The following is a 21,117-nucleotide window of genomic DNA, read 5'->3' on the forward strand; positions in this document are numbered from 1 at the left end:
AAGCCCGGTTGGGTCGATTGACACCAATCGAGTACGAAGCAATCATAGAGTCACCTGCCCTCGCAGCGTGACAATCAAACTGTCACCAATCCCTGCATCAGTCCCCCAGTCGGTCAGTGGTGGCTGGCGTACCGCTATGAACTCTCCACCACACTCGGAGCGATCCACCCGCTGGGACCCGGTGGATGCAGCCGTGTTCGTCCGGCTGGATGACCCGCGGTGCCGGTTCGTCGGAGTCTGGCTCAAGCGAGACGATGTAGAGGTGGTCGAGCCAGGCGGCAGAACCACAGCGTAGAGAAACCCCACCGACCCCTGTCTGCGAACTGGGATCGATGGGGTTGCCCGACGGCATCGGCTTAGATTCTCGGGAAGCGGCGCTTCTCGTCGAACGGTTCGACCCTGAACATGTCTACCCCGCGAGCCTTCAGCCCTTCAAGCACACGTTCGCTGACGATCCACGCATAGCTGTGAGTCTTCTCTCGCCAGGCATACGAACTGATCTCGCTCGTCCCCTCGGTGTTCTCGGCAAATCCCACGTAGCCCTCGACTCGCCCTTCGTTCAGACTGTAAAGGTCAACATCGAACGTTGAGCACCCTGTCACATCGAGCTCAGCCACTGCATCGGCAAAACGCTGGGACACAAGCGTCGGAGGGCCACCCCAGAGAATATCCCCGCGGCGCTTGCCGCGACTGTTCGTGTTGCGCTCGAACCACACAGGAAACGGGATCTCGTCAAGCTTCCCGTCAGCTATGACATCGAACACCTCTCGCCCATCCTCAAGCGTCGGAGAGCCCAGGTCCGGACGGCCCTCCCACGTCGTATGAATCCAGAAGTCCCGCTGAGAACTCAGCGGCTTGATTTTATACCATGTAGTCACATTAGCTCCTTCCGTTAACACCGATAATACTTTTTATAAGCGTTGTGCATTTTAGTGCGCTTATCCAGAATGTCCTTTTTACTTCGTTGCTTCTCGAAAAACACATCCCATTCATTATTGTACTTCCTCGCTAAGCTCTGATGGTTGTTCTTCAGGCCTTTAGTCGAGTTCCACCATTCGGCATACTTGGGGTCGTGTATATTAATCCCCGCCTTTTTGAAATGGTACTCAAACTTCACCGGCATAGTGTGGTGAGCTTGGCAGTGCTTAGGGTTCTTGCCCGTGCGCACAATCAGATTGTGCCGCAGATTGGATTTAGTGTAAGAGCGATACGTTGCCTTCTTCGGCTTATCGACCTTCTTTACCTTCTTGGAGCCGAACATCTTGCTGGCGATCCGCTTTGCCGCCTGCTTCGCAGCAGCCGATGATGCGGCACGCACGACAATCGGAACCGCAATACGCAATCCAGCGATGACAACTGGAACGAACCAAACCGGGTCGGCAATCACAGGATACTGAGCACCTGCATGATTGACGTGCTGGACGAGCTCGTCGCCTTCGACCGTGAACGACGTCTCGATATCGGCACCAGAGGCATCCACCGCCCAGGGCGAGCCGAACGCGCCGATCACACCGCCTTCACTGTCGGTTACCGCTACAGTGCCGGTTGCCGCGTCCACGTCAACGCTGGCACCTTCGGGAAGTGTCAACGGGAAGCGGTACTCTGTCGGAGCCTGCTCGGATTCGATCGTGATGATTGATCGAACGCTGGCGTCGATATCGGGGTTGGCAGAAGTGTCCACCTGCTGAACCGCGAGGCTGAAGTCGCCATCGGAATCAGCATAGACGGCAGTCCCATCGGCTGTTACGTCGGCGGTGGCGCTGTCAGCCGGAAGGTCGATGCCAATGGTTTGGTCATCTGCGGTCGGCGAAAGCACCGGGTCGTTCGATGTCGCAGGGGCAGAGATATCTGAATGATCGGCTTCGCCGACGCGGATTGGGGCAGCATCGGGCAGTTCGTCGAGGTATTCGTGCTCGACAGAGAGGGCTTCCGCCGCCGCTGCATTGGGCTCGGCCGCTTGAGCAGGAAGCTCGGCACCCGAGACGACGACTGCAGCCGTGAGCAGGCCGGCGACGTACTTGAGTGTTTTCAGGCGCGCCCTACCGAAAAGGGATCGGGACAAGGTTTACTCCTTGGGTTCGTGCGAATAAGCAGACTTGCGCTGCAATGAGATTTGATCGCACGAAGATGCGGTTTGGGCCACCGCCACACACGCCGTGATCGATTTGTTACATCAGCGCTGCAATCGCGCGCACGGTCATTCCGGCTACGACCGCAGCCCCGGCACCTCAGCGACCTGCTGCTGGTGCTGGCTGCGCAGCAGTTTCTTGTCGAGCTTGCCCACTGAGGTGCGGGGCAGCTCCTCGCAGAAGATGACGTCATCGGGCAGCTGCCATTTGGCGAAGCGGTCGGAGAGAACCTCCAGGACGCTGTCCTTCGTCACACCGCCTTCGCGGGCGACGACGTAGGCGACTGGGCGCTCATCCCACTTCGGATCAGGAACCGCGATGACCGCGGCCTCGGCGACCTGCGGGTGGTCGAGCAGCGCGTTCTCCATGTCGATCGAGGAGATCCACTCGCCGCCGGACTTGATGACGTCCTTGAGGCGATCGGTGAGCTTGAGGTAGCCCTCCTCGGTCAGCAGACCGGCATCGCCGGAGCGCCACCAGCCGTTCATGAACCTCTCGGCGCTGTCATCGAGGTTGTGGTAGCTGCTCGTGATCCAGGGTCCGCGGAAGAGGACCTCGCCCTGTTCACCGGCCGGCACCTCGGCACCGGCCGGGTCGACGATCTTGACGTCGATGCCGCTGACCGGCAGGCCCTGGTAGCGCTGCAGGTCCCACACCTCGTCCTCGCTGAGCTCCATGGCGGGCTTGAGATGCCAGTTGACGGTCACCAGCGGCGTCGTCTCGGTCGCACCGTAGGCGTGGATGACCTTGACGCCGGTGAGGTCGGTCAGCCCCTTGAGCAGCGCCAGAGGTGGTTCGCTGGCACCGGAGACCACCCGGGTACGGGAGAGATCCGGCGGGGTGTCGAGGGCCTTGAAGTGCTCGAACAGCGGAGTCAGCAGGGCCGGTGCTGCATTGGCGACGGTGACGCCGAAACGGGTGAACCCCTCGGCCACCGGGGTGATATCCGTGGCGGCGAAACGGCCCGGCAGCACCACACCGGCACCGGCGGCCAGCGCCGTCTGCGGGAATCCCCAGGAGATGACGTGGAACATCGGCGTGATCGGCATGACGACGTCGGTGTAGTCGACCTGGAGGGCGGCCAGTGAGGCCATCGTGTGCAGGTACATGCCGCGGTGGGAGTAGAACACGCCCTTGGGCTTGCCTGTCGTGCCGGTGGTGTAGCCGGCATAGGCGGCAGTGTTCTCGTCGATGACCTGCCAGTCGTAGTCTGTCGGCTTGCCGGAGATGAGCTCCTCATAGGAGTACACGTTCTCCAGGCTCGTCTCGATCTCAGAAAGCGGCTTGTCGGTGAGCACCACCCAGCCCTTGACGTAGGTCGAGGGGGCGAACGCCTCGGCCAGCGGCAGCAGCGATTCGCCGACGAAGACCCAGTCGGTCTGCGAATGGTTGACGACATAGGCGAGGTCGGGAACCGCCAGGCGCAGATTCAGCTGCAACATCGTCGCCGCCACGCACGGCACGCCGAAGTACAGCTCGAAGTGGCGGCGGGAGTTCCAGTCCATCACGCCGACGGTGCTACCGGCACCGATTCCGAGCTCATCGAGGGCGTGGGCGAGCTGGCTGATGCGCCCGTACTCTTCGCCGTAGTCCGACTGGTGCCACTGCCCGGCGAGATCGTGGTAGGTCACCGGTGCATCGGAGAACGTCCGGTTGGCATGCCGGAGGAAGGTGGTGAGGTTGAGCTGGTAGTCATCGCCCATGGTCGAGCGGTTGCCGGTGAGCACAGGTGTGGTCCTTTCAGGTGTCACAGCGGCGGGTGGGGATCAGCGGCCGCAGAATTCCGGGGTGCGCTTAGCGAGGAACGCGGAGACGCCCTCGGCGGCATCGGCGCTGTCCTTGAGCATGTCCTGGCCGGTGGCTTCGCGATTCAGGGCGGCGTCGAGCTGGTGGAGGGTCGCCTGATTCACCGCCCATTCGGTCTCACCGAGCGCCAGAGTGGGGCCGGCTGCGAGCTGGGCGGCGACCTCCTGCGCGCGGGTGAGGTACGCCTCGGGCGTGGTCACCTCAGTCGCCAGGCCCCAGTCGAAGGCCTGGGCGGCGTCGACCTTCTCGCCGGTCAGGGCCATGCGCAGGGCGCGGTGGCGGCCGGCCGAAGCGGCGACGAGCGCGGTCGAGCCGCCGTCTGGCATGAGCCCGATGCGGGTGAAGGCGAGCATGAGGTAGGACTTCTCGCTCATGATGACGTAGTCGCAGATGAGAGCGAAGGAGCAGCCCACACCGGCGGCCGGGCCCGAGACGGCGGCGACGGTGGGCACGCGCAGGTCGCGGATCTTGCCGATCGCCTCGTTGATGACGTCGAGGCCGACGCCCTTGATGTCGCCGTCGGTCATCGCCGAGACGTCAGCGCCGGAGCAGAAGGCCCGCTCATCACCGGTGAGGATGACGGCGCGGGCCTCATCAGCGGCGCGGTCGAGAGCGGCGTTGAGGGCGATGACGGTGTCGCGGGTCAGCGCGTTGAGCGCCTGCGGCCGATTGAATCGGATCGTCATGACGCCGGATTCGAGGGTGACGTCGAGCTCCTCAGCCATGGGTGTCCTCCTGGATGTTGAGAATGACTTTGCCGATCACCGAGCGGTTCTCGAGTTCGGCGATCGCCACTGCTGCCTGGTCGAGGCTGAAGCGGGCGTGGATGTGGGGGTTGAGCTGGCCGCCTACGAGGTATTCGCGCAGGTGGGCCCACTGCTTCTGGGCCATGAGCGGGTCAGATGGGAGGGCTGCTCCCCAGCCGACACCGGCGACGGAGATGTTATTCAGCAGCAGCCGGTTGACCTTGACCTCGGGGATGGAACCGGCGGTGAAGCCGAGCACGAGCAGCGTGCCGAAGGTCGTCAGACAGCGCAGCGAGTCGGTGAAGCGGTCGCCGCCGACGGGGTCGACGACGAGGTCGACGCCGCGCGGGGCGATGGCCTTGACGGCGTCTTTGAAGCCGTCGGCGCGCACGACGTGCTGGGCGCCGAGCTCGGTGGCCATCGCAGCCTTCTCGTCACTGGAGACCACCGCGATGACCTCAGCGCCCATCGCCAGGGCGATCTGCACGCAGGCCGAGCCGAGGCCGCCGGCGGCACCGTGGATGAGGACGCGCTGGCCGGGCTGCAGATGGCCGCGGGTGCGCAGCGCGAAGTCAGCGGTCAGCACGTTCATCGGCATCCCGGCCGCAGCCTCCAGGGAGACCTCCTCGGGCAGGGGCAGGACCATCGCCTCGGGCGCGGTGGCGAACTGGGCGAAGGCCCCGCTCGGGATGATCGCAGCGACCCGGTCACCGGGGGCGAAACGGGAGGAACGGGATTCGACGACGGTGCCGGCGAGTTCGGAGCCGAGGATGAAGGGCGGTTCGTGCTTGGTCTGGTACTGCCCGTAGGTCTGGAGCAGCTCGGGGAAGGTGACCCCGGCGCAGGCGACCTCGATGAGGACTTCGCCCTCGACCGGGGACGGTGCGGGTGCGTCCTGCAGCTCGACTGCATCCGGGCCGTCGAGGCGGGTGACGTGGATGGCCTTCATACTCTCCCTCTTCGCCGTGAGACTTCTGTCGGCAGGGCGCGTGCACCCTTGCCACGGTCGATGCCGGCGGCTAGATTGAAACCGGTATCGAACGATTGTTCAGCAGACTACCGGCTTGATCTGTCTCACACAAGAAGCATAGAAGAGGCGAGACGCGAAGCCTGCGAGGAGTGAGATGAACCGTCACCATCAGTCCCAGGTCACCCCCTATATCGCCCACACGGCCGAGCTGACCCGCGAGCTCATCGAGGCGCTCGTGGCCACCGGCGACGAGGCCGCGCTCGCCGCACGGGTCGGTGAGCTGGCCGGGCAGCTGCAGGCGCTGGCCGCCGATCCGTCGCAGGCGGCACCGGCGCGCGGGGCCCGGGACTCCTATCTGCCCAACGACCGCAGCCCGGTGACCTCGCTGCGCAATCCGATCGCCCCGCCGATGGAGCTCAGCTACGCTGACGGCCGCGCCGAGGGCACGGTGACGCTGAGCGCCCCGTATGAGGGCCCGCCGGAGCGGGCGCACGGCGGGGTTGTGGCGATGCTGCTCGATCACGTGATGGGCGCTGCTGCCAACACCGATGCCCCGCCGCCGGCGCTGACCCGGATGCTGTCGATCGACTACTTCGACGGCACTCCGCTCGGCACCGAGGTCACCGTCGTCGCCTGGGTCGACCGGGTCGAGGGCCGCAAGAAGCACCTCGTCGGCGAGATCCGGCACGACGGGAAGGTCTGTGCGCGCTCGACCGGGCTGTGGATCGAGCTGCCGGCCGAGGTGTACGAGAAGGCCTTCGCCGAGGCGGGACTCGCCCCGGAATCATTCGCCTGATACCCCGAGTGTGACCCCGGTCGCAGAGGCCGGTGGGCGGCTGGCTACAGTTGAGCTCGGTCACACTCACTGCACCGCTGACGAAGGAATCCACATGAACGACGCAGTCATCGTCGCCGCCCGCCGCACCCCGACCGGTAAGCGCGAAGGCGTGCTCTCCGGCATCCATCCTGCTGACCTCTCCGCCCTTGTCATCGAGGACCTCGTCACGACCACCGGCATCGACCCGGTCGTCCTCGACGATGTCATCTGGGGCAATGTCACCCAGGCCGGTGAGCAGACCGGTGACATCGCCCGCACCGCAGCGCTCTCCGCCGGCCTGCCGGAGTCGGTGCCCGGCGTCACGGTCGACCGCCAGTGCGGTTCGTCCCAGCAGTCGGTGCACTTCGCCGCCGCCGGGCTCATCGCCGGTCACTACGATGCCGTCATCGCCGGTGGTGTCGAGTCGATGTCGCGCAACCCGATGGGCTCCTCGCTCATGGGCAAGAGCCCCTACGGCGAGCGCTTCCTCGCCCGCTACGACGGCGTGTTCCCCAACCAGGGGATCGGTGCGGAGATGATCGCCGAGCAGTGGGGATTTGACCGCACTCAGCTCGATGAGTTCGCCATCGAATCCCATGAGCGGGCAGCCGCGGCCACTGATGCGGGTGCCTTCGAGTCGCAGATCGTGCCGGTCGAGACCGAGCACGGCACCATCACCGCCGATGAGGGCATCCGCCGTGGCGGCACCGTCGAGGGCCTCGCGAAGCTCAAGACCGTCTTCCGCGAAGACGGCGTCATCACCGCCGGCAACGCCTCCCAGATCTCCGACGGTTCGGCAGCCCTGCTCATGATGACCTCAGAGAAGGCCCGCGAGCTCGGGCTCAAGCCGATCGCCCGCGTGCACACTGCGGTGCTGGCCGGAACTGATCCGGTCATCATGCTCACCGGCCCGATCCCGGCGACCCAGAAGGTGCTCAAGCGCTCAGGTCTGTCGATGTCGGACATCGGCGTCTTCGAGGTCAACGAGGCCTTCGCCTCGGTGCCGCTGGCCTGGGCCAAGGATCTCCAAGCCGATACGACGCTCATGAACCCCAACGGCGGTGCGATCGCCCTCGGCCACCCGCTCGGCGGCTCGGGCGCCCGTCTCATGACGACGATGGTCCACCACATGGCCGACAAGGGCATCAAGTACGGCCTGCAGACGATGTGCGAAGGCGGCGGCCAGGCCAACGCCACCATCCTCGAACTCCTCTGATCCCGACCGCGAGGCAGTGGCTGGAATCCCAGCCACCGCCTCGGGAACGGGTCCTTCACCGGCGACGGCCGGGGCGACACGACTGCCCCGGCCGTCGTCGTGTTCAACGGTCGGTGGCGGCCATCTGTCTCAACTGTGTCTCAGGCCACAGAAAGTTCTTGAAAACTGGCTGAACAATCATTAACTTGATACTGACGTCAACTTCAGCTGACGCCGCGGCGCCCGCACCAGCGGGCGGCGAACCGTGATACGAACCGAGGTGACACTGGTGTCCAGGCTCAACGTGCTGCTCGACAGATCCCTGTCAATCCTCACCGCGATCGCCGTCGTGCTCATGATGGCCCACATCGTCATCCACGCGCTGTCGCGGTTCCTGTTCAACGCCCCGATCTTCGGCACCAATGAGATCGTCGCGTTCTGGTACCTGCCCTTCGTCGCCCTGCTCGGCATCCCAGCCGCACAGTTGCAGAAGGAGCACATCACCGTCTCGCTGCTCAGCGACCGGCTCGCTCCGCTGCCGCAGGCGATCATGAAGATCTTCGGCTACGCCCTCGGCGCGCTCGTGAGCATCGGCTTCGCCTGGTTCGGGCTGAAAGAGGCGTTCAAGCGCATGGACATGGGCGCGACCGCAGGTGTCACCGACATCATCGCCTGGCCGGTGTACTTCCTCGTCCCGGTCGTGTTCGTCATGCTCGCCGCGCTGTTCGTCGTCGACATCGTCATCACCGCCCGCACCCGCAATCCCGAGGTCAATCCGCTCACCGGTGAGACGGCCGAACGGGACATCGAAGAGACCATCATCTGAGGCAGGCCATGACCATCTCGCCTACGCAGCTGCTGCCCGCCGACAAGAAGGCCGAGGCCCGCGCCGCCCAAGCCGCCCGCACCGGCCGCGGCAGCTGGCTCACCCTCGGCATCGGACTTGCGCTCTTCGCCGGCTGCCTCGCCGGGCTGTTCACCAGCCCCACCGGCCCGATCGCCGGCATGTGGTGCATCGCGATGATGCTCATCCTGCTGTTCCTTGCCGTGCCTGCTGCGCTCGCGCTCGCGGTACCCAGCCTCATCGGCGTCTACGCGCTCTCCGGCATCCCGGCGACCGTCAACATCCTCTCGACCTCGCCGTTCCACACCGTCTCGCAATGGTCGTACTCGGTGCTGCCGATGTTCATCTTCATGGGCATGCTGCTGACCCAGTCGGGGCTGACGTCGAAGATCTACCGGACTGCCGATCACTGGTTCTCGTGGCTGCCCGGCGGCATCGGCATCGGCACGACCGCCGCCGGCGCGGGCCTGTCCTCGGTGTCCGGCTCGACGATCGGCATGACGTATGCGCTCGGCCGGGCCGGCATCCCCGAGATGCTGCGTGCCGGCTATGACCGCCGGGTGGCGGTGGGCACCGTCATCGTCGCGGGCCTGCCCGGCAACCTCATCCCGCCCTCGATCCTGCTCGTCGTCTATGCCGGCATCGCCTCGGTGCCGGTCGGCCCGCAGCTCATCGCCGGCACCCTGCCGGGCATCCTGCTGGCCGTCACCTTCGGCATCTTCATCTTCCTCCTCGGCCTCTTCGCCCCGGCCCTGGTGGGCAAGGGCAGGGACACCGGCGCCGAGGTGGTGGCATCGACCTGGCAGGACCGGTTCCGTTCGCTTGGCGACATCTGGGGCTTCCCGCTCATTCTCATCGTGCTCTTCGGCGGCATGTTCTCCGGTGCCTTCACCCCGACTGAGGCCGGTGCAGCCGCCGCGTTCGCAGCCCTGCTGCTGTGCCTGCTCTACACGCGGAAGGACAAGCCGCTGACCCGTGTGGGCCAGGCGGCGATCTCGACGGTGAGCGCAACCGCGACGATCTTCTTCATCATGATCGGTGCGGAGATGCTGACGAAGCTGCTGGCCATCACCGGGCTGGCGCCGATGATCACCGGATTCATCACCGACCTCGGGCTCTCGCGGATCAGCTTCCTGCTCGTGCTCGTCGTCGTCTACCTCATCATGGGCATGTTCTTCGACACCCTGTCGATGATGCTGCTGACGATCCCGATCCTGCTGCCGACCCTCGAGGCGATGGACGTCTCGGCGCTGTGGTTCGGGGTCTTCGTCGTCCTGCTGGGCGAGCTCGGCATGATCACCCCGCCGGTGGGCATCCTGTCCTACATCGTCCACAACATCACGAAGGCGCCGGAGGTCAACCTCGGGCACACGATCACTCTCAAGGACGTATTCACCGCCCTGCTGTGGTTCCTGCCGATCGCCGTGCTGTTCCTCGCCCTCATGATCCTGTTCCCGGAGATGGCGACCTGGCTGCCGGCCCAGATGAACCCAGCCGGCGGCTGACGACGACTTCCCGACCCAGCCGTTCGGTCTGCTGCCACCCGGTGCCAGACCCCGACCCACACCGCCGGCGGCGCTGCCGGCACAGCCTGCCGGGGCTTGACCCGGCGCAGCAAGAGAAGGAGACTCTCGTGACAACCCACCTGATGAAGACGCGGCGGGCGCAGGCCACTGGTGCCCTGGCTGCCGGCGCCGCACTCACACTGACACTGGGCGCCTGCGCCGGCAGCGCCGGCGGGGGCGGCGGAGGCGAAGGCGGCGGCGACGGCTTCGAGTACGGCGCCGACCAGTCCGAAGTCGATGAGCTCATCAAGGACCTCGACCCGGTCACCATCAAGTACCAGCCCTCGTCGGCCAGCGCGGAGTCGGTCATGGCCCCGACGGGCACCGTGTTCAAGGAGATCGTCGAGGAGCGCTCCGGCGGGAAGATCACCGTCGACATCATCTGGGGTCAGGCGATCGCCTCCTACGCCGAGGTGCATGACGCCCTGGCCGACGGCCGCGTCGACGTGGCCTACACGCTGCCGGGCTACTTCCCCGATGAGTTCCCCGTCATCGATGCGATCGGCACCGCGATGGCCGACCAGCCCTCCTCCCCGTTCGCCGGTGAGCTGGTGACCAACGCCGTCGGCAGCGACATCGCCTGGCAGATCCCGGAGGCGATCGAAGAGTACGAGTCCAAGGGCCTCGTCCCGCTCACGCCGTTCGCCGCCTCGGGCGGGTACTACAACGTGTGCGCCGAGCCCACCTCATCAGCCGATGACTGGAAGGGCCGCCAGATCCGCATCGCCTCGCAGGCGCAGGCCGCGCAGGTGACGAAGCTCGGCGGCTCGCCGGTCTCGCTGCCGTACCCCGAGACCTACGAGGCGCTGCAGCGCGGCACCGTCGACTGCACGCTCGGCCAGCTCGTGCCCTCGGCCGAGTCGGGCATCTTCGATGTCGCCCCGAACCTCGGCTACACCACCGACCACTCCTTCTCGCGCACCGCCGGCGCCTACCTGGCCGGCCAGAAGTTCAAGGAGCTGCCGCTGGCCTACCAGCAGATCATCTTCGACTCGAATGCGCTGGCCGCCTCCGGCGGCATGAAGGCCGTCATCGACGGCAACGCCGATGCCATCAGCCAGGCGAAGGCAGCCGGCGGTGAGGTCAAGCCGTTCGACGATGACGTGCAGGAGACCGTCGGCGAGTACTCCCAGGAGCTCATCAAGCAGGCCGTCAGCGACGGCAAGCTGAGCCAGGAGAACATCGATGCGATCGCCGAGGCGACCAAGCGCCAGCAGCGCGCGGTCGAGGACCTCGGCTACGTCGACGACGGTGAGACCGGCGACTTCGACGAGTGGTACAACACGGACACCGACTACACCGACTTCGCCAAGCACAACTACGAGAACGGCAAGGCGATGGAGCACCGCCCGAACTGACCGGCCAGCCGCCTGGGCGGCTGAACAGCTGAGCGACACACACGCGCAGCGGTATGTGAGGACTCTCATAGGCCGCTGCGCGTGCGCTGTCCATAGGATGAATGGCATGACACGACTGCCTGCCTCCGGATCATCACCCCGCCCGGCACTCACCCGCCGCCTGCTCGCCACCGCCGCCACCGCCTCGGCGACGGTGCTGCTGGCCGGATGCGCAGGATCGGCCGGCGCCCCGTCGACGAACGGGGCAGGCGCCGGCAGCGGCTTCGACTACGGTGCCGCGCAGGCCGACGTCGATGCGGCACTGGCCGATCTCGACCCGGTGACGATCACCTACCAGCCGACGGCCGCCAGCGAGAAGTCCGTCATGGCTCCCGGCGGCACGGTGCTGGCCGAGGAGATCGAGAAGCGCTCCGGCGGCAAGATCTCCGTCGACATCGTGTGGGGTCAGGCGATCGCCGGCTACACCGAAGTCCACGATGCCCTCGCCGACGGGCGCGTCGATCTGGCCTTCACGCTGCCGGCCTACGACCCGGCCGAGTTCCCCGTCTTCGATGCGATGAGCACCTCGCTTGCGCTGCTGCCGAGCTCCCCGTATGCCGGTGAGCTCGTCGCCAATGCCGCCGGCGCCGAGGTCGCGTGGGGCTCCGATGCGCTGGTCGAGGAGTTCGAAGCGCAGGGGCTGAGCCCGCTCATCCCGCTCATCGCCTCCGGCGGGTACTACACGATCTGCACCGACCCGCTGGAGACCGCTGAGGACTTCGACGGCCGGCAGATCCGGATCGGGTCCTCAGCCCAGTCCGAGCAGATCCAGAACCTCGGTGCGACTCCGGTGTCGCTGCCGTTCCCGGAGACCTATGAGGCGCTGCAGCGCAACACCATCGACTGCGACCTCGGCCAGCTCATCCCGGCCGCCGAATCCGGGATGTTCGACGTCGCCAAGCACATCGCCTACCCGACCGAGCACAGCTTCTCCCGCTCCCCTGGGGCGTATATGGCAGGCAAGACCTACCGCGAGCTGCCGCTTGCCTACCAGCAGGTCATCTATGATGCGATGATCGCCGCCTTCGACGGGCAGATGCAGGTCTCCGTCGGCGGCAATGCCGTGGCAGTCGGGGCGGTCAAGCACGCCGGCGGGACCATCACCGAGTTCCCCGCCGAGGTGCAGAAGGAACTCGGTGAGCAGACGCAGCAGATGAGCCGTGAAGCCGGTGAGCAGGCCGGGCAGGACAGCCTGGCCGATGACATGAGCGCTGCCGGTGAGAAGTGGAGCACGCGGATCGAGGAGCTCGGCTTCACCGACGGCGGCGGGGTTGAGGACCTCGATGAGTGGTACGACGACGGCACCGACTACCGGAAGTTCGGCACCGCCGTGTTCGAGGAGATCTTCACCGAGCACCGGCCGGGGTGAGGCGTTTCGTCCACGTGAGCGAGAGCGAGAATCGGACGATCAGCAGTCTGAGCTAGGCGGCGGACACGCCCAACGTCCGTGCCTCGTCTTAGGCTGACAGGCATGAACACAGGAACTTCTCCACCTCCTTCGAGGTCTGCTCTTCGCAAAGCTGGCTCGATCATGCGCAAGTACATGCGCGGTGAAGCGACCTTGGCAGAATTCCAGGGAGCGATCAGGACGATGCAAGCTCATCGATCCCGCTTCAACCGGCCGATGGTCGATCTGAACACCGAGCTGAGAAGCCTCGCGTCTCAGCTCAGCATCGAAGCCAGCGTGACTCAACGGCTCAAGAGAGAAGCAACAATCGTGGAGAAGCTGTGCATCCGAGAGCCCGGGCTAGATTTCTCAAGAATGCAGGATATTGGCGGTCTACGGGTTGTCGTCGATTCGTTAGCAGAGCTGATCCGGTTCGACACCGCACTCTGCGACCGCTGGTCCGATCGGATCGTGGACCGACGAGACTATGTTTCTCACCCCAGAGAATCCGGTTATCGTGCGATCCATGTCGTGGTCTCAGAATCAGGCCTTCACCTGGAGGTACAGCTGAGATCTAGACGGATGCACGTGTGGGCCCAGATGGTAGAGGGGTTCTCAGGACAAGTCGGGGAGAACTTCAAACAGGATTCAGGAGACCACGTCATTCAGAGGTTTGCCCGCACTCTGTCTGAGCTGTACGCTCATGAGGATGGCGGAACGACTCCGCCAGCGCATTTGAACGCCGAGTTCGAGACCCTGTGGATCCAGGTAGATGCGGCTCTAGGACCGACAGAGGAGACTGAATGAGCGGGATCAAGCATTTCTTGCTCGTCTTTGACCATGCCAAAGACGAGCTCATTGAGCAACTCGACTTCGGCGATGACGCCGAGCGCGCTGTCGAAGAATATGCCGTTCGCGAAGCCAAGTACCGTGATTCGAGCTCAGTCGATATCGTCCTTGTCGGGTCTGACTCGATCGAAACGGTCAAGGTCACACACAGCACGTACTTTGAAGGATTCAATCGAGGATCTAGAAACCGAATCCTGGATAGGTTGTTCTCCAGCTGATGCGCAGGCCGCCCCGCAGCCACGTTGAGCCGGGGTGGCCTAGTATTTCGAGCCGAGGCACGCTGCTACTCCTCGTGGATGAGCGCGAGGAAGTCCGCAGCCGCCCCGCGCAGCCTGTGACCCTTCGCCCACAGCGCGTGCAGCTGCCGGTCGAGCCGGACGTCGTCGGCCACCGGAATCTCGACGAGGCTGCCGGTGCGCAGCTCCGACTCGACGGCCAGCCGTGAGATCGCCGCCGGGGCCAGCCCGGCGAGTGCGGCGACCTTGACGGCGGCGTTCGACGGAAACGCCGCAGCCACCTGCACTCCCCCGGCCGCCGCCAGTGCCGCGTCGATGACGCCGCGGGTGCCTGAGCCCTCCTCCCGGACCACGAGCGGACGTGCCGCCAGTGCGGTGGCGGACACGACCTCGGGACCGGCCCACTGCGCCGCGATGGCGGGTGTGGCGACGATGACCAGCGAGTCGGTGCCGATGAGACGCGCGGTGAGGTCCTCGGGCACCTCAGCCGATTCGATCAGCCCGATGTCGCAGCTGCCCTCGCGGACCGTGGCGCACACGGCTGTCGTATTGCCGATGCTCATGCCGACATCGGCGTTGGGGTGGGCGGCGCGGAAGCGCTCGAGCCAGCGCGGCAGCAGATGCTCGGCGATCGTCATCGACGCGCTCACCCGCACGCGCGCGCCGACCTCCCGGCGCAGTGCAGCCATCCCGGAGAGCAGGTGATCATAGCCGGTCATGATCTCGGCGGCCCAGGCTGCCAGCGCCTGCCCCTGCGGGGTGAGGGTGGTGCCGCGCGGGCTGCGGTTGAGCAGCGGGATGCCGGATTCGCGTTCGAAGGTGCGCAGCATCCGCGAGGCGTTGGGCTGCGCGAGGTCGAGAGCGCGGGCGGCCTGCCCGATCGAGGTGGTGTGCCGATCGAGCTCGACGAGCAGGGCCAGCACCTGCGGGTCAGGCAGGCGGCCGGCTGGCGGGCGCACGGCATCGAGCGAGGTCATGGTCTCAAGTGTGCGCCCGAAGCCCGGTCATATCAAGTTCATATGAGGGTGGGACGGAACTGGGGTCTACTGACCTGCCGCCTGTTCCCCCAGAGTTGAGGCATGGCAGAACACAGCGACTCGACGACGAACCGGGCAGGCGCGACCGCCGTCCCGGCCCGCCCATCCCAGACCGCCCCGGCCGCCCCGCATGGGCCGGGCCGCAGGCTCACCGACCACCGCCTCGGAAAGTTCCTCCCCGGGCTGCTCGTGTGTGCGGCGGCCACGCCGGTGGCGATGGGGATCGCGCACTTCGTGCCGCTGGCCTCCGCGCTGCTCATCGCGATCATCCTCGGCATCGTGCTGCGCAATGTCATGGGCGATCTGCCGGCGTCGTGGGCTGCGGGTATGCAGTTCTCGTCGAAGAAGATCCTGCGTCTGGGCATCATCCTGCTCGGCGCGCAGCTGGTGCTCGGTGACATCATGTCGCTGGGCTGGAAGATGATCCTCGTCGTCATCGCCGTCGTCGCCATCGGCATGCTCGGCACGATCGGGCTCGGCCGCGCGCTCGGCATGGGCCGGGATCTGTCGCTGCTCATCGGCTGCGGCTTCTCGATCTGCGGTGCCGCTGCGATCGCCGGTGTCGAATCGACCGTGCGCGCCCGCAAGGAGGACGTCGCCGCCGCGATCGCCCTCGTCGTGCTCTTCGGCACCCTCATGATCGCAGCCGTCCCGCTCATCGCCGGGCTGCTGGGCCTGGGTGAGGAGACCGCCGGCATGTGGGCCGGTGCTTCGACCCATGAGGTCGCCCAAGTGGTGGCCATCGGCGGGATCATCGGTCCCGAGGCGCTCAAGGTCGCTGTCGTCGTCAAGCTCGCCCGCGTGCTCATGCTCGCTCCGATCGTGGCGATCCTTGCGCTCTCGGTGCGCCGCTCCTCAGCTTCGGCGCTGACCCCGGGACCGGACTCGGAGGTCAAGGCCTCCCGCCCGCCGCTCGTGCCGCTGTTCATCATCGGCTTCCTCGCCATGGCGATCATCCGCACGCTCGGCTGGCTGCCCGACTGGGCCGTCACCGCCGCCGGCATCGGGCAGACGATCGCGCTGACGGCGGCGATGTTCGCCCTCGGCTCCGGCGTGCACATCAAGTCGCTCATCAAGCTCGGGTTCATGCCGGTGCTGCTGGCCACCCTGTCGACGCTCATCGTCGCCGGTGTCGCAGGCCTCGGCATCTGGCTGGCCGCCTGAGACCGCTCACTGGGTGAGGCCCCGGGCACATGTCCGGGGCCTCACTGGCGGCTGGCGCGCCTGCGGCTCAGCGGCGGGTGCCAGCTGGCCGGCGCGGTCCGCGCACCGCGCGGGCGGCCCGGCGGGCGTACAGCGCTGCGCGCAGGCCGATGAGCACAGCGGCCAGCAGCACGAATGAGGCCGAGAGGTTGATCCACAGGAACCCGCCGAGGCCGAGCACCGTGCCGGCGGTGGCGGCCATGAGCGCGCCGCCGAGGTTCATCGCCGAATCCGAGGCGCCCTGCAGGGTCAGCTTCGCCCGCGCAGGCACGCTGGCGCTCAGCAGCGCCGAACCGCCGATGAGCGTCATCGACCACGACACCCCGAGCAGGAACAGCGCGGTCGTCAGCAGCGGCATCGAGGACACCTCGCGCAGCGCATCGAGGACACCGAGGATGATGGTGATGACGAAGCTGACGATGCCGGTGATGATGACGGTGAACGGGCCGTAGCGGTCGGCCATCCACCCGAACAGCGGAGACAGCCCGTACATGCCGGCGATGTGGATGCTGATGACGAGCCCGACCTCGCCTAAGTGGAAGCCGTGGTGGTCCATGTGCAGCGGCGTCATCACCATGACGTTGGTCATCATCATCTGCCCGGCGACGATCGTGATGATGGCGAACAGCGGGACCGGCCGGGCGGCGACGAACCGCAGTGCGTCGATGAGGCCCAGCCGCGACCCGACGGCCGGGTGCCGGTCGTCGGCGGTCTCACCCGCCTCGGGTGCGGCGGTCCCCGGGCCCGAGGCGGTGGTCGCCGTTGCCGGGTCAGGTGCCGTTCCGGCAGCGGCCGGGAGCTGGCTGGCCACGCGGCCGGGCAGCAGGGCCGTACACACGACGGCCAGGGCAAAGCAGACCATCGAGATGACATACGGCCCGGCCAGCGGGTTGAGGCCGAGCTGCTCGCCGAGCCGGGCGCCAGGGGCGGTGAAGTTGGGCCCGAGCACCGAGCCGACGGTCGTAGCCCACACGACCAGCGACATCGCCCGGGCCGCGCGGGCCGGATCGGCAAGATCGACGGCGGCATAGCGGGCCTGCAGACCGGCAGCAGTCGCTGAACCGCACATGAGCATGCCCGCCAGGAACAGCGGCAGCCAGGCGATGATGACGCCGGCGAGCACGACGATCGTGCCGGCAGCGCCGATGCCGAAGCCCAGTGAGAGCGCGAAGCGGCGCCCGCGCGCTCCGGCGAGGGTGGCCAGCGGGTAGGAGATGAGCCCGGCGCCGAGGATGACGGCCATCTGCGCGAACCCGGCCATCTCGGTGCGCCCGGTGATCTGCTCGGCCAGCAGCCCGCCGACGGCGTATCCGGAGGCGATGCCGGCGCCGGCGAAGAGCTGAGCGCCCATGAGCTTGAACTGGCTCATGAGCCTGGAGGAGACCGACATGGGCCCACGACCTTTCACACTTCACGCTGGCCTCACACGCGCGGCGACACCGGCGCGCGCTGTGAGACGCCCGAGACGATGAACCGCCAGGCTTGCACAACAGCGGGCGGACCTGACCGGCAGCTTCAGTCTGACATACGCCTGCTGACCCGGCGCGGTGGTCTCAGAGCGGTAACTCAGAGCGGCGGTTTCAGAGCGGGGCTTTGAGGACCTTCATGGTGATATGGGAGTTGACGCGCTCGACGCCGTCGATGCCGGTGAGCACCTGGGAGATGAACTGCTCGGCAGCCTCCAGGTCCTTGACCGCGATGCGCACGAGGTAGTCGGGATTGCCGAACATGCGCCGCAGCTCAATGACCTCGTCGCAGTCGATGAGCTCACCTTCGAAGGCCTCGGCGATCTGCTTGGTCTTCGTGCCCATGTCGACGTGGACGATGACCTCGCAGGCCCGGTCGATCGCCGCCGGGTCGATGCGGGCGTGATAGCCGGTGATGATGCCCTCGGATTCGAGACGGCGCACGCGGCGCAGGCAGGGCGAGGGAGTGAGCCCGATCTTATCGGCCAGTTCGGTATTGCTCAGCCGACCATCCAACGTCAAGAGGTCGATGATAGCGCGATCAGTGGAGTCCATGAGTGAATCATGCCAAAGAGCCCTTGCATCAGGCAACGGAGGCAATCGCGTGCCAGGCGATTTCTCCTACCATGAGCCTCATGGCCCACTCCCCTGCACAGCACACGCTCTCGCCCGCTTCCCGCCTGCCGCTCTCGCCCGCTTCCCGCCTGCCGGTCTCGCCTGCCGCGCCGGCCGGCGAGCGCACCGACTGGCGCGGCATCGCCTCGGTCGCCGCTGGTGCTGCCACCTGGGGAGTCGGCGCCGGTGTCGCCGGCTTCATCTTCGCGGTCTCGACGATGTCTGCTGCGACCGTGACGTTCTGGCGGTTCCTCGCCGCCGGCATCATCCTCGCCCTCGCCTATGAGGCCCGCCGCGCCTTCTCACCTGAGCGGCACGGCGGGGAGCCGAGCCTGCTGTCGATCATGCACCGGCACGGCTTCGCCCTCATCATCATCGGCTCGGCACTCGCCGCCGCCCAGTCGCTCATGTACGCCTCGGTCTCCTCGCTCGGCGCCGGCCTCGGCACGATCGTGCCGCTGGCTGTGAGCCCGGTGGCGATGGCGGTGCTGTCGATGCCGCTGCTGGGCACCCGCCTCAACCTCGCCGGCTGGCTCACGATGATCCCGCCGCTGGTCGCCATGGCCTGTGTCGTCGGGCTGACGAACGGGGCGACCGCCGCCGAGGTGTCGGTCATCGGCGTGTGCCTGGCGGTCACCGCCGCGGGTGCGCATGCGCTCATGACGATCTCCTCGAAGCGCCTGTCGACCGGCGGCACCTCGGTGTTCGGCACGACGACATTGACGTTCCTCATCGCCTCGGTCGCCCTCGCCCCGTTCGCAGCAGCCAACGGGTTCCTCGGCCACACGGACCGGCCGTGGGCGGTCATCGGCTGCCTGGCCGTGCTGGCCGTCTTCGCCTCGGTGGTCGCGTATCCGCTGTTCTTCACCGGAGTCAAGCGCATTGCCCCACCGGTGGCGGCGATCGTCATGCTCGTCCAGCTCATCGTCGCCACCCTCATGGGCACGATCGTGCTCGGCGAGCCGATGCCGGTTGCCGCATGGCTGGCCCTGGCCGCACTCATCGCCGGCATCATCCTCCACACGCTTGTGGCCCGCAGCCGGCCGATGGGCACCGGCCGCGAGCGCGTGGCACTCGGCTGAGGCTGCATCGACGACGGGCTGGCGGTAGACGCGGCAAGCAGTTCAGCACACCGGTAGCGGTCAAAGCCGGGAGGCAGATCGGAACCGTCAGCCGCTCGAATCAAGCGCCGCACGATCCGCTGGCCCACGCGTTGCATACGCTGTCATCCATCGCCATTCTCAGCCGAGTCCTTGCCCGTTCAGTCACTGGTCTTCTCCCCTGCGATGAGGCTCGACGAACTATTCAGCGCACCCTCAGCACTTGCCGACGTTGGTTCTTCCCAGGCTTGAGAAGAGAAGTTCCAATGCAATCGGTCTGCATTGCCTGCGAGGACCGGTTCGACGAAGTCCAGACATGTTGCGAGCAGGTCTGAGAATCTCTCTGGGGTCGACTGCTCGAGCCTCTGCTTCTTTCGCCAGACTTCCCACTTGCGCTGTGCGAATGCTGGCATCTGAGACAGCAACTGACCAAGCGGTTCCAGCTCAACCTGCCGGTAGCGGGCGACAACGCCGATTGCTTCCTGCAGGTCCGCACCTGAGACGACTCGGGAGCGGGCAATGGCGGCGATGTCCGTGAAGTCTCGCCAACGGGTGTTCTGCTCTCCTCTTTCGAGGGCGGTGACGATCTTCTCTGCCAGAACCATGTGGTCCGGGTATCCCAGGAGGCGCAGCGTGCCGCCTAATAGGAGCGGCAGGACCGCCTCTGCGGGTGCAGGCCAGATAGGGGTCCCCGAAGTTCACGTCGATATGCAGCGCAACCTGCGCGGTCGCCAACTGTGCGGTCACTCTGACTCGCACACCGTTGTAGTCGGCTTCATCACGGATCTGCTCTCCGCTGACGGAGTCGAGATCGAACTCGAGCCCGTCATCGCGGAGAACGGTAAGGATGCTGATGACGCGTCTTTCAACCTCGGGGATATCGTTGGTGAACCCTCGAGCCGCGAAGTCGATATCCCTGGTTGGTCGCCGATCAGCAAAGGCCGCCATGAGCACGCCACCTTTGAGAACGAAGTCTGTGGCAGATTCGGACGCGGCAAGTCGGGCTAAGAAGCCTTCCAACGCGTACAGGGTGATGTACTCCGCAGGGTCACGGTTCTGTCGCCTGGCGAGGTTGCGAAGGTCGTTGTACGCACGCCCCTCTGGGGTATCTCTGGAGGGCGTTGGCGGAGTCACAGGAGCACCTCCAAAGCGTGACGGATCCGAGGGAGCGCCTTCGGGAACGAGCCCGCAACCTTCAGCAGTCCTGCTGGCGTGTTGCCTCGCTGCCGCAGCCAACGTCGAAGCGACTCATACGCAACGTCGCTGCCTTCTTGGTGCATGAGCCGAAAAGCGTCAACGATTGTCCGCTCTGCGGAGTAGATCGCAACCCTGGCTCCCCCTCCCGCGTCGGCATATTCACGTCCGATCGCGAAAGTAGCCGGGTCGAAGCTATGCCAGCTCACGTTCGAGAGGCCGGCGGGCTGGTGAGTTCCGCGCGGCAGCGCTATGTCGGAACCGAACGGGATCGCGTCGCTGAGCTCGTGGTGCACAAGAGCGCTCGTCAGACATAGCGTCGCGTCGTGACGAAGCGCGGTTGCCGCAGCAAGCACGGTGAGCGCAGGCTCAAGGAGGTCGGGACGCACATAGACCCCGCGCCCCACCCGTTCGATCTCGTCGCGATCGAGCAAGGAGTACACCTGATCCTTGGTGAAACCGGCTCTTCGGACATCCGGTGGGGGTCATGGGGTGAGTCCGCCGGCGGCGAGGAGCATGCGGAGGCGGTAGTTGTGCTGGTTGCGGTAGCCGCGGGCGAGG

General features: G+C 66.1%; 20 protein-coding genes and 1 pseudogene. 10 read left to right on the forward strand and 11 right to left on the reverse strand.

Annotation, left to right across the window (positions count from 1 at the left end):
- Nucleotides 1-356: 356 nt before the first annotated feature.
- The 5 genes from ACFFN1_RS14440 to ACFFN1_RS14460 form a co-directional block, all read right to left on the reverse strand.
- Nucleotides 357-878, reverse strand: a complete 522-nt coding sequence (locus tag ACFFN1_RS14440; RefSeq protein WP_376841550.1) for a hypothetical protein — start codon at nt 876-878, stop codon at nt 357-359.
- Nucleotides 879-892: 14 nt separating this feature from the next.
- Nucleotides 893-2,062 (reverse strand): hypothetical protein, encoded by a 1,170-nt coding sequence (locus tag ACFFN1_RS14445; protein WP_376841551.1) that lies wholly within the window; start codon nt 2,060-2,062, stop codon nt 893-895.
- 144 nt (nt 2,063-2,206) lie between these two features.
- A complete protein-coding gene (locus ACFFN1_RS14450) occupies nt 2,207-3,856 on the reverse strand; it encodes a long-chain-fatty-acid--CoA ligase (protein ID WP_376841552.1) in 1,650 nt (549 codons plus the stop codon).
- A gap of 39 nt (nt 3,857-3,895) precedes the next feature.
- On the reverse strand, nt 3,896-4,660 hold the full coding sequence (locus ACFFN1_RS14455) for an enoyl-CoA hydratase (RefSeq protein WP_376841553.1): 765 nt from the start codon (nt 4,658-4,660) through the stop codon (nt 3,896-3,898).
- Nucleotides 4,653-5,630, reverse strand: a complete 978-nt coding sequence (locus ACFFN1_RS14460; protein ID WP_376841555.1) for an NADPH:quinone oxidoreductase family protein — start codon at nt 5,628-5,630, stop codon at nt 4,653-4,655. Before ACFFN1_RS14460 ends, ACFFN1_RS14455 begins: the two co-directional genes overlap by 8 nt.
- A gap of 175 nt (nt 5,631-5,805) precedes the next feature.
- On the opposite strand from ACFFN1_RS14460, the gene ACFFN1_RS14465 reads away from it, so the two are divergent.
- From ACFFN1_RS14465 to ACFFN1_RS14500, 8 genes are all read left to right on the forward strand, one after another.
- Complete coding sequence (locus ACFFN1_RS14465) at nt 5,806-6,447, forward strand: PaaI family thioesterase (protein WP_376841556.1); 642 nt, start codon at nt 5,806-5,808, stop codon at nt 6,445-6,447.
- Between the two features lie 94 nt (nt 6,448-6,541).
- Nucleotides 6,542-7,684, forward strand: coding sequence for a thiolase family protein (locus ACFFN1_RS14470; RefSeq protein ID WP_376841557.1), 1,143 nt, complete (start codon nt 6,542-6,544; stop codon nt 7,682-7,684).
- A 268-nt stretch (nt 7,685-7,952) separates the two neighbouring features.
- Entirely contained in the window at nt 7,953-8,489 is a 537-nt protein-coding gene (locus ACFFN1_RS14475; RefSeq protein ID WP_376841558.1) for a TRAP transporter small permease, read from the forward strand.
- 8 nt (nt 8,490-8,497) lie between these two features.
- Complete coding sequence (locus tag ACFFN1_RS14480) at nt 8,498-10,012, forward strand: TRAP transporter large permease (protein WP_376841559.1); 1,515 nt, start codon at nt 8,498-8,500, stop codon at nt 10,010-10,012.
- Nucleotides 10,013-10,140: 128 nt separating this feature from the next.
- Nucleotides 10,141-11,430 carry a TRAP transporter substrate-binding protein DctP gene (gene dctP, locus ACFFN1_RS14485; protein ID WP_376841560.1) on the forward strand — a complete coding sequence of 430 codons (1,290 nt, stop codon included), beginning with the start codon at nt 10,141-10,143 and terminating at the stop codon, nt 11,428-11,430.
- Between the two features lie 106 nt (nt 11,431-11,536).
- Complete coding sequence (locus ACFFN1_RS14490) at nt 11,537-12,838, forward strand: TRAP transporter substrate-binding protein (protein WP_376841561.1); 1,302 nt, start codon at nt 11,537-11,539, stop codon at nt 12,836-12,838.
- 255 nt (nt 12,839-13,093) lie between these two features.
- Complete coding sequence (locus ACFFN1_RS14495) at nt 13,094-13,663, forward strand: RelA/SpoT domain-containing protein (protein ID WP_376841562.1); 570 nt, start codon at nt 13,094-13,096, stop codon at nt 13,661-13,663.
- Nucleotides 13,660-13,923 (forward strand): hypothetical protein, encoded by a 264-nt coding sequence (locus ACFFN1_RS14500; protein WP_376841563.1) that lies wholly within the window; start codon nt 13,660-13,662, stop codon nt 13,921-13,923. The genes ACFFN1_RS14495 and ACFFN1_RS14500 overlap by 4 nt, the downstream gene beginning before the upstream one ends.
- Nucleotides 13,924-13,988: 65 nt before the next feature.
- On the opposite strand, the gene ACFFN1_RS14505 is transcribed toward ACFFN1_RS14500, so the two are convergent.
- The gene (locus ACFFN1_RS14505; RefSeq protein ID WP_376841565.1) at nt 13,989-14,918 is read right to left on the reverse strand and encodes a LysR substrate-binding domain-containing protein; all 930 of its coding nucleotides are present in this window, start codon (nt 14,916-14,918) and stop codon (nt 13,989-13,991) included.
- A 102-nt stretch (nt 14,919-15,020) separates the two neighbouring features.
- On the opposite strand from ACFFN1_RS14505, the gene ACFFN1_RS14510 reads away from it, so the two are divergent.
- Nucleotides 15,021-16,142, forward strand: a complete 1,122-nt coding sequence (locus tag ACFFN1_RS14510; protein WP_376841566.1) for a YeiH family protein — start codon at nt 15,021-15,023, stop codon at nt 16,140-16,142.
- A 67-nt stretch (nt 16,143-16,209) separates the two neighbouring features.
- Here the strand turns inward: ACFFN1_RS14510 and ACFFN1_RS14515 are convergent, their stop codons facing one another.
- Both ACFFN1_RS14515 and ACFFN1_RS14520 read right to left on the reverse strand, forming a co-directional pair.
- Complete coding sequence (locus ACFFN1_RS14515) at nt 16,210-17,571, reverse strand: MFS transporter (RefSeq protein WP_376841567.1); 1,362 nt, start codon at nt 17,569-17,571, stop codon at nt 16,210-16,212.
- 190 nt (nt 17,572-17,761) lie between these two features.
- Nucleotides 17,762-18,202: an Lrp/AsnC family transcriptional regulator gene (locus ACFFN1_RS14520; protein ID WP_376841568.1), complete on the reverse strand. Its 441-nt coding sequence runs from the start codon at nt 18,200-18,202 to the stop codon at nt 17,762-17,764.
- A gap of 80 nt (nt 18,203-18,282) precedes the next feature.
- On the opposite strand from ACFFN1_RS14520, the gene ACFFN1_RS14525 reads away from it, so the two are divergent.
- Nucleotides 18,283-19,344: an EamA family transporter gene (locus ACFFN1_RS14525; protein WP_376841569.1), complete on the forward strand. Its 1,062-nt coding sequence runs from the start codon at nt 18,283-18,285 to the stop codon at nt 19,342-19,344.
- A 179-nt stretch (nt 19,345-19,523) separates the two neighbouring features.
- On the opposite strand, the gene ACFFN1_RS14530 is transcribed toward ACFFN1_RS14525, so the two are convergent.
- The 3 genes and pseudogenes from ACFFN1_RS14530 to ACFFN1_RS14540 all read right to left on the reverse strand — a co-directional run bounded on the left by ACFFN1_RS14530 (nt 19,524) and on the right by ACFFN1_RS14540 (nt 20,999).
- Entirely contained in the window at nt 19,524-20,045 is a 522-nt protein-coding gene (locus tag ACFFN1_RS14530; RefSeq protein WP_376841571.1) for a nucleotidyl transferase AbiEii/AbiGii toxin family protein, read from the reverse strand.
- 49 nt (nt 20,046-20,094) lie between these two features.
- A pseudogene (locus ACFFN1_RS14535) lies at nt 20,095-20,496 on the reverse strand (nucleotidyl transferase AbiEii/AbiGii toxin family protein); the annotation flags it as partial.
- Nucleotides 20,493-20,999 (reverse strand): type IV toxin-antitoxin system AbiEi family antitoxin domain-containing protein, encoded by a 507-nt coding sequence (locus tag ACFFN1_RS14540; protein WP_376841570.1) that lies wholly within the window; start codon nt 20,997-20,999, stop codon nt 20,493-20,495. The gene ACFFN1_RS14540 and the pseudogene ACFFN1_RS14535, both read right to left, overlap by 4 nt.
- Nucleotides 21,000-21,117: the final 118 nt, after the last annotated feature.

The organism is Brevibacterium otitidis (assembly GCF_042429315.1).
Classification (GTDB): Bacteria; Actinomycetota; Actinomycetes; order Actinomycetales; family Brevibacteriaceae; genus Brevibacterium; species Brevibacterium otitidis.

Excerpts from the sequence above, each read along its gene's own strand:
- ACFFN1_RS14515 (WP_376841567.1), bottom strand. The coding sequence starts at position 17,571 with ATGTCGGTCTCCTCCAGGCTCATGAGCCAGTTCAAGCTCATGGGCGCT.
- ACFFN1_RS14520 (WP_376841568.1), bottom strand. The coding sequence starts at position 18,202 with ATGGACTCCACTGATCGCGCTATCATCGACCTCTTGACGTTGGATGGT.
- ACFFN1_RS14490 (WP_376841561.1), top strand. The coding sequence starts at position 11,537 with ATGACACGACTGCCTGCCTCCGGATCATCACCCCGCCCGGCACTCACC.
- ACFFN1_RS14505 (WP_376841565.1), bottom strand. The coding sequence starts at position 14,918 with ATGACCTCGCTCGATGCCGTGCGCCCGCCAGCCGGCCGCCTGCCTGAC.
- ACFFN1_RS14470 (WP_376841557.1), top strand. The coding sequence starts at position 6,542 with ATGAACGACGCAGTCATCGTCGCCGCCCGCCGCACCCCGACCGGTAAG.
- ACFFN1_RS14495 (WP_376841562.1), top strand. The coding sequence starts at position 13,094 with ATGGTCGATCTGAACACCGAGCTGAGAAGCCTCGCGTCTCAGCTCAGC.
- ACFFN1_RS14525 (WP_376841569.1), top strand. The coding sequence starts at position 18,283 with ATGGCCCACTCCCCTGCACAGCACACGCTCTCGCCCGCTTCCCGCCTG.
- ACFFN1_RS14480 (WP_376841559.1), top strand. The coding sequence starts at position 8,498 with ATGACCATCTCGCCTACGCAGCTGCTGCCCGCCGACAAGAAGGCCGAG.
- ACFFN1_RS14500 (WP_376841563.1), top strand. The coding sequence starts at position 13,660 with ATGAGCGGGATCAAGCATTTCTTGCTCGTCTTTGACCATGCCAAAGAC.
- ACFFN1_RS14510 (WP_376841566.1), top strand. The coding sequence starts at position 15,021 with ATGGCAGAACACAGCGACTCGACGACGAACCGGGCAGGCGCGACCGCC.
- ACFFN1_RS14455 (WP_376841553.1), bottom strand. The coding sequence starts at position 4,660 with ATGGCTGAGGAGCTCGACGTCACCCTCGAATCCGGCGTCATGACGATC.
- ACFFN1_RS14460 (WP_376841555.1), bottom strand. The coding sequence starts at position 5,630 with ATGAAGGCCATCCACGTCACCCGCCTCGACGGCCCGGATGCAGTCGAG.
- ACFFN1_RS14465 (WP_376841556.1), top strand. The coding sequence starts at position 5,806 with ATGAACCGTCACCATCAGTCCCAGGTCACCCCCTATATCGCCCACACG.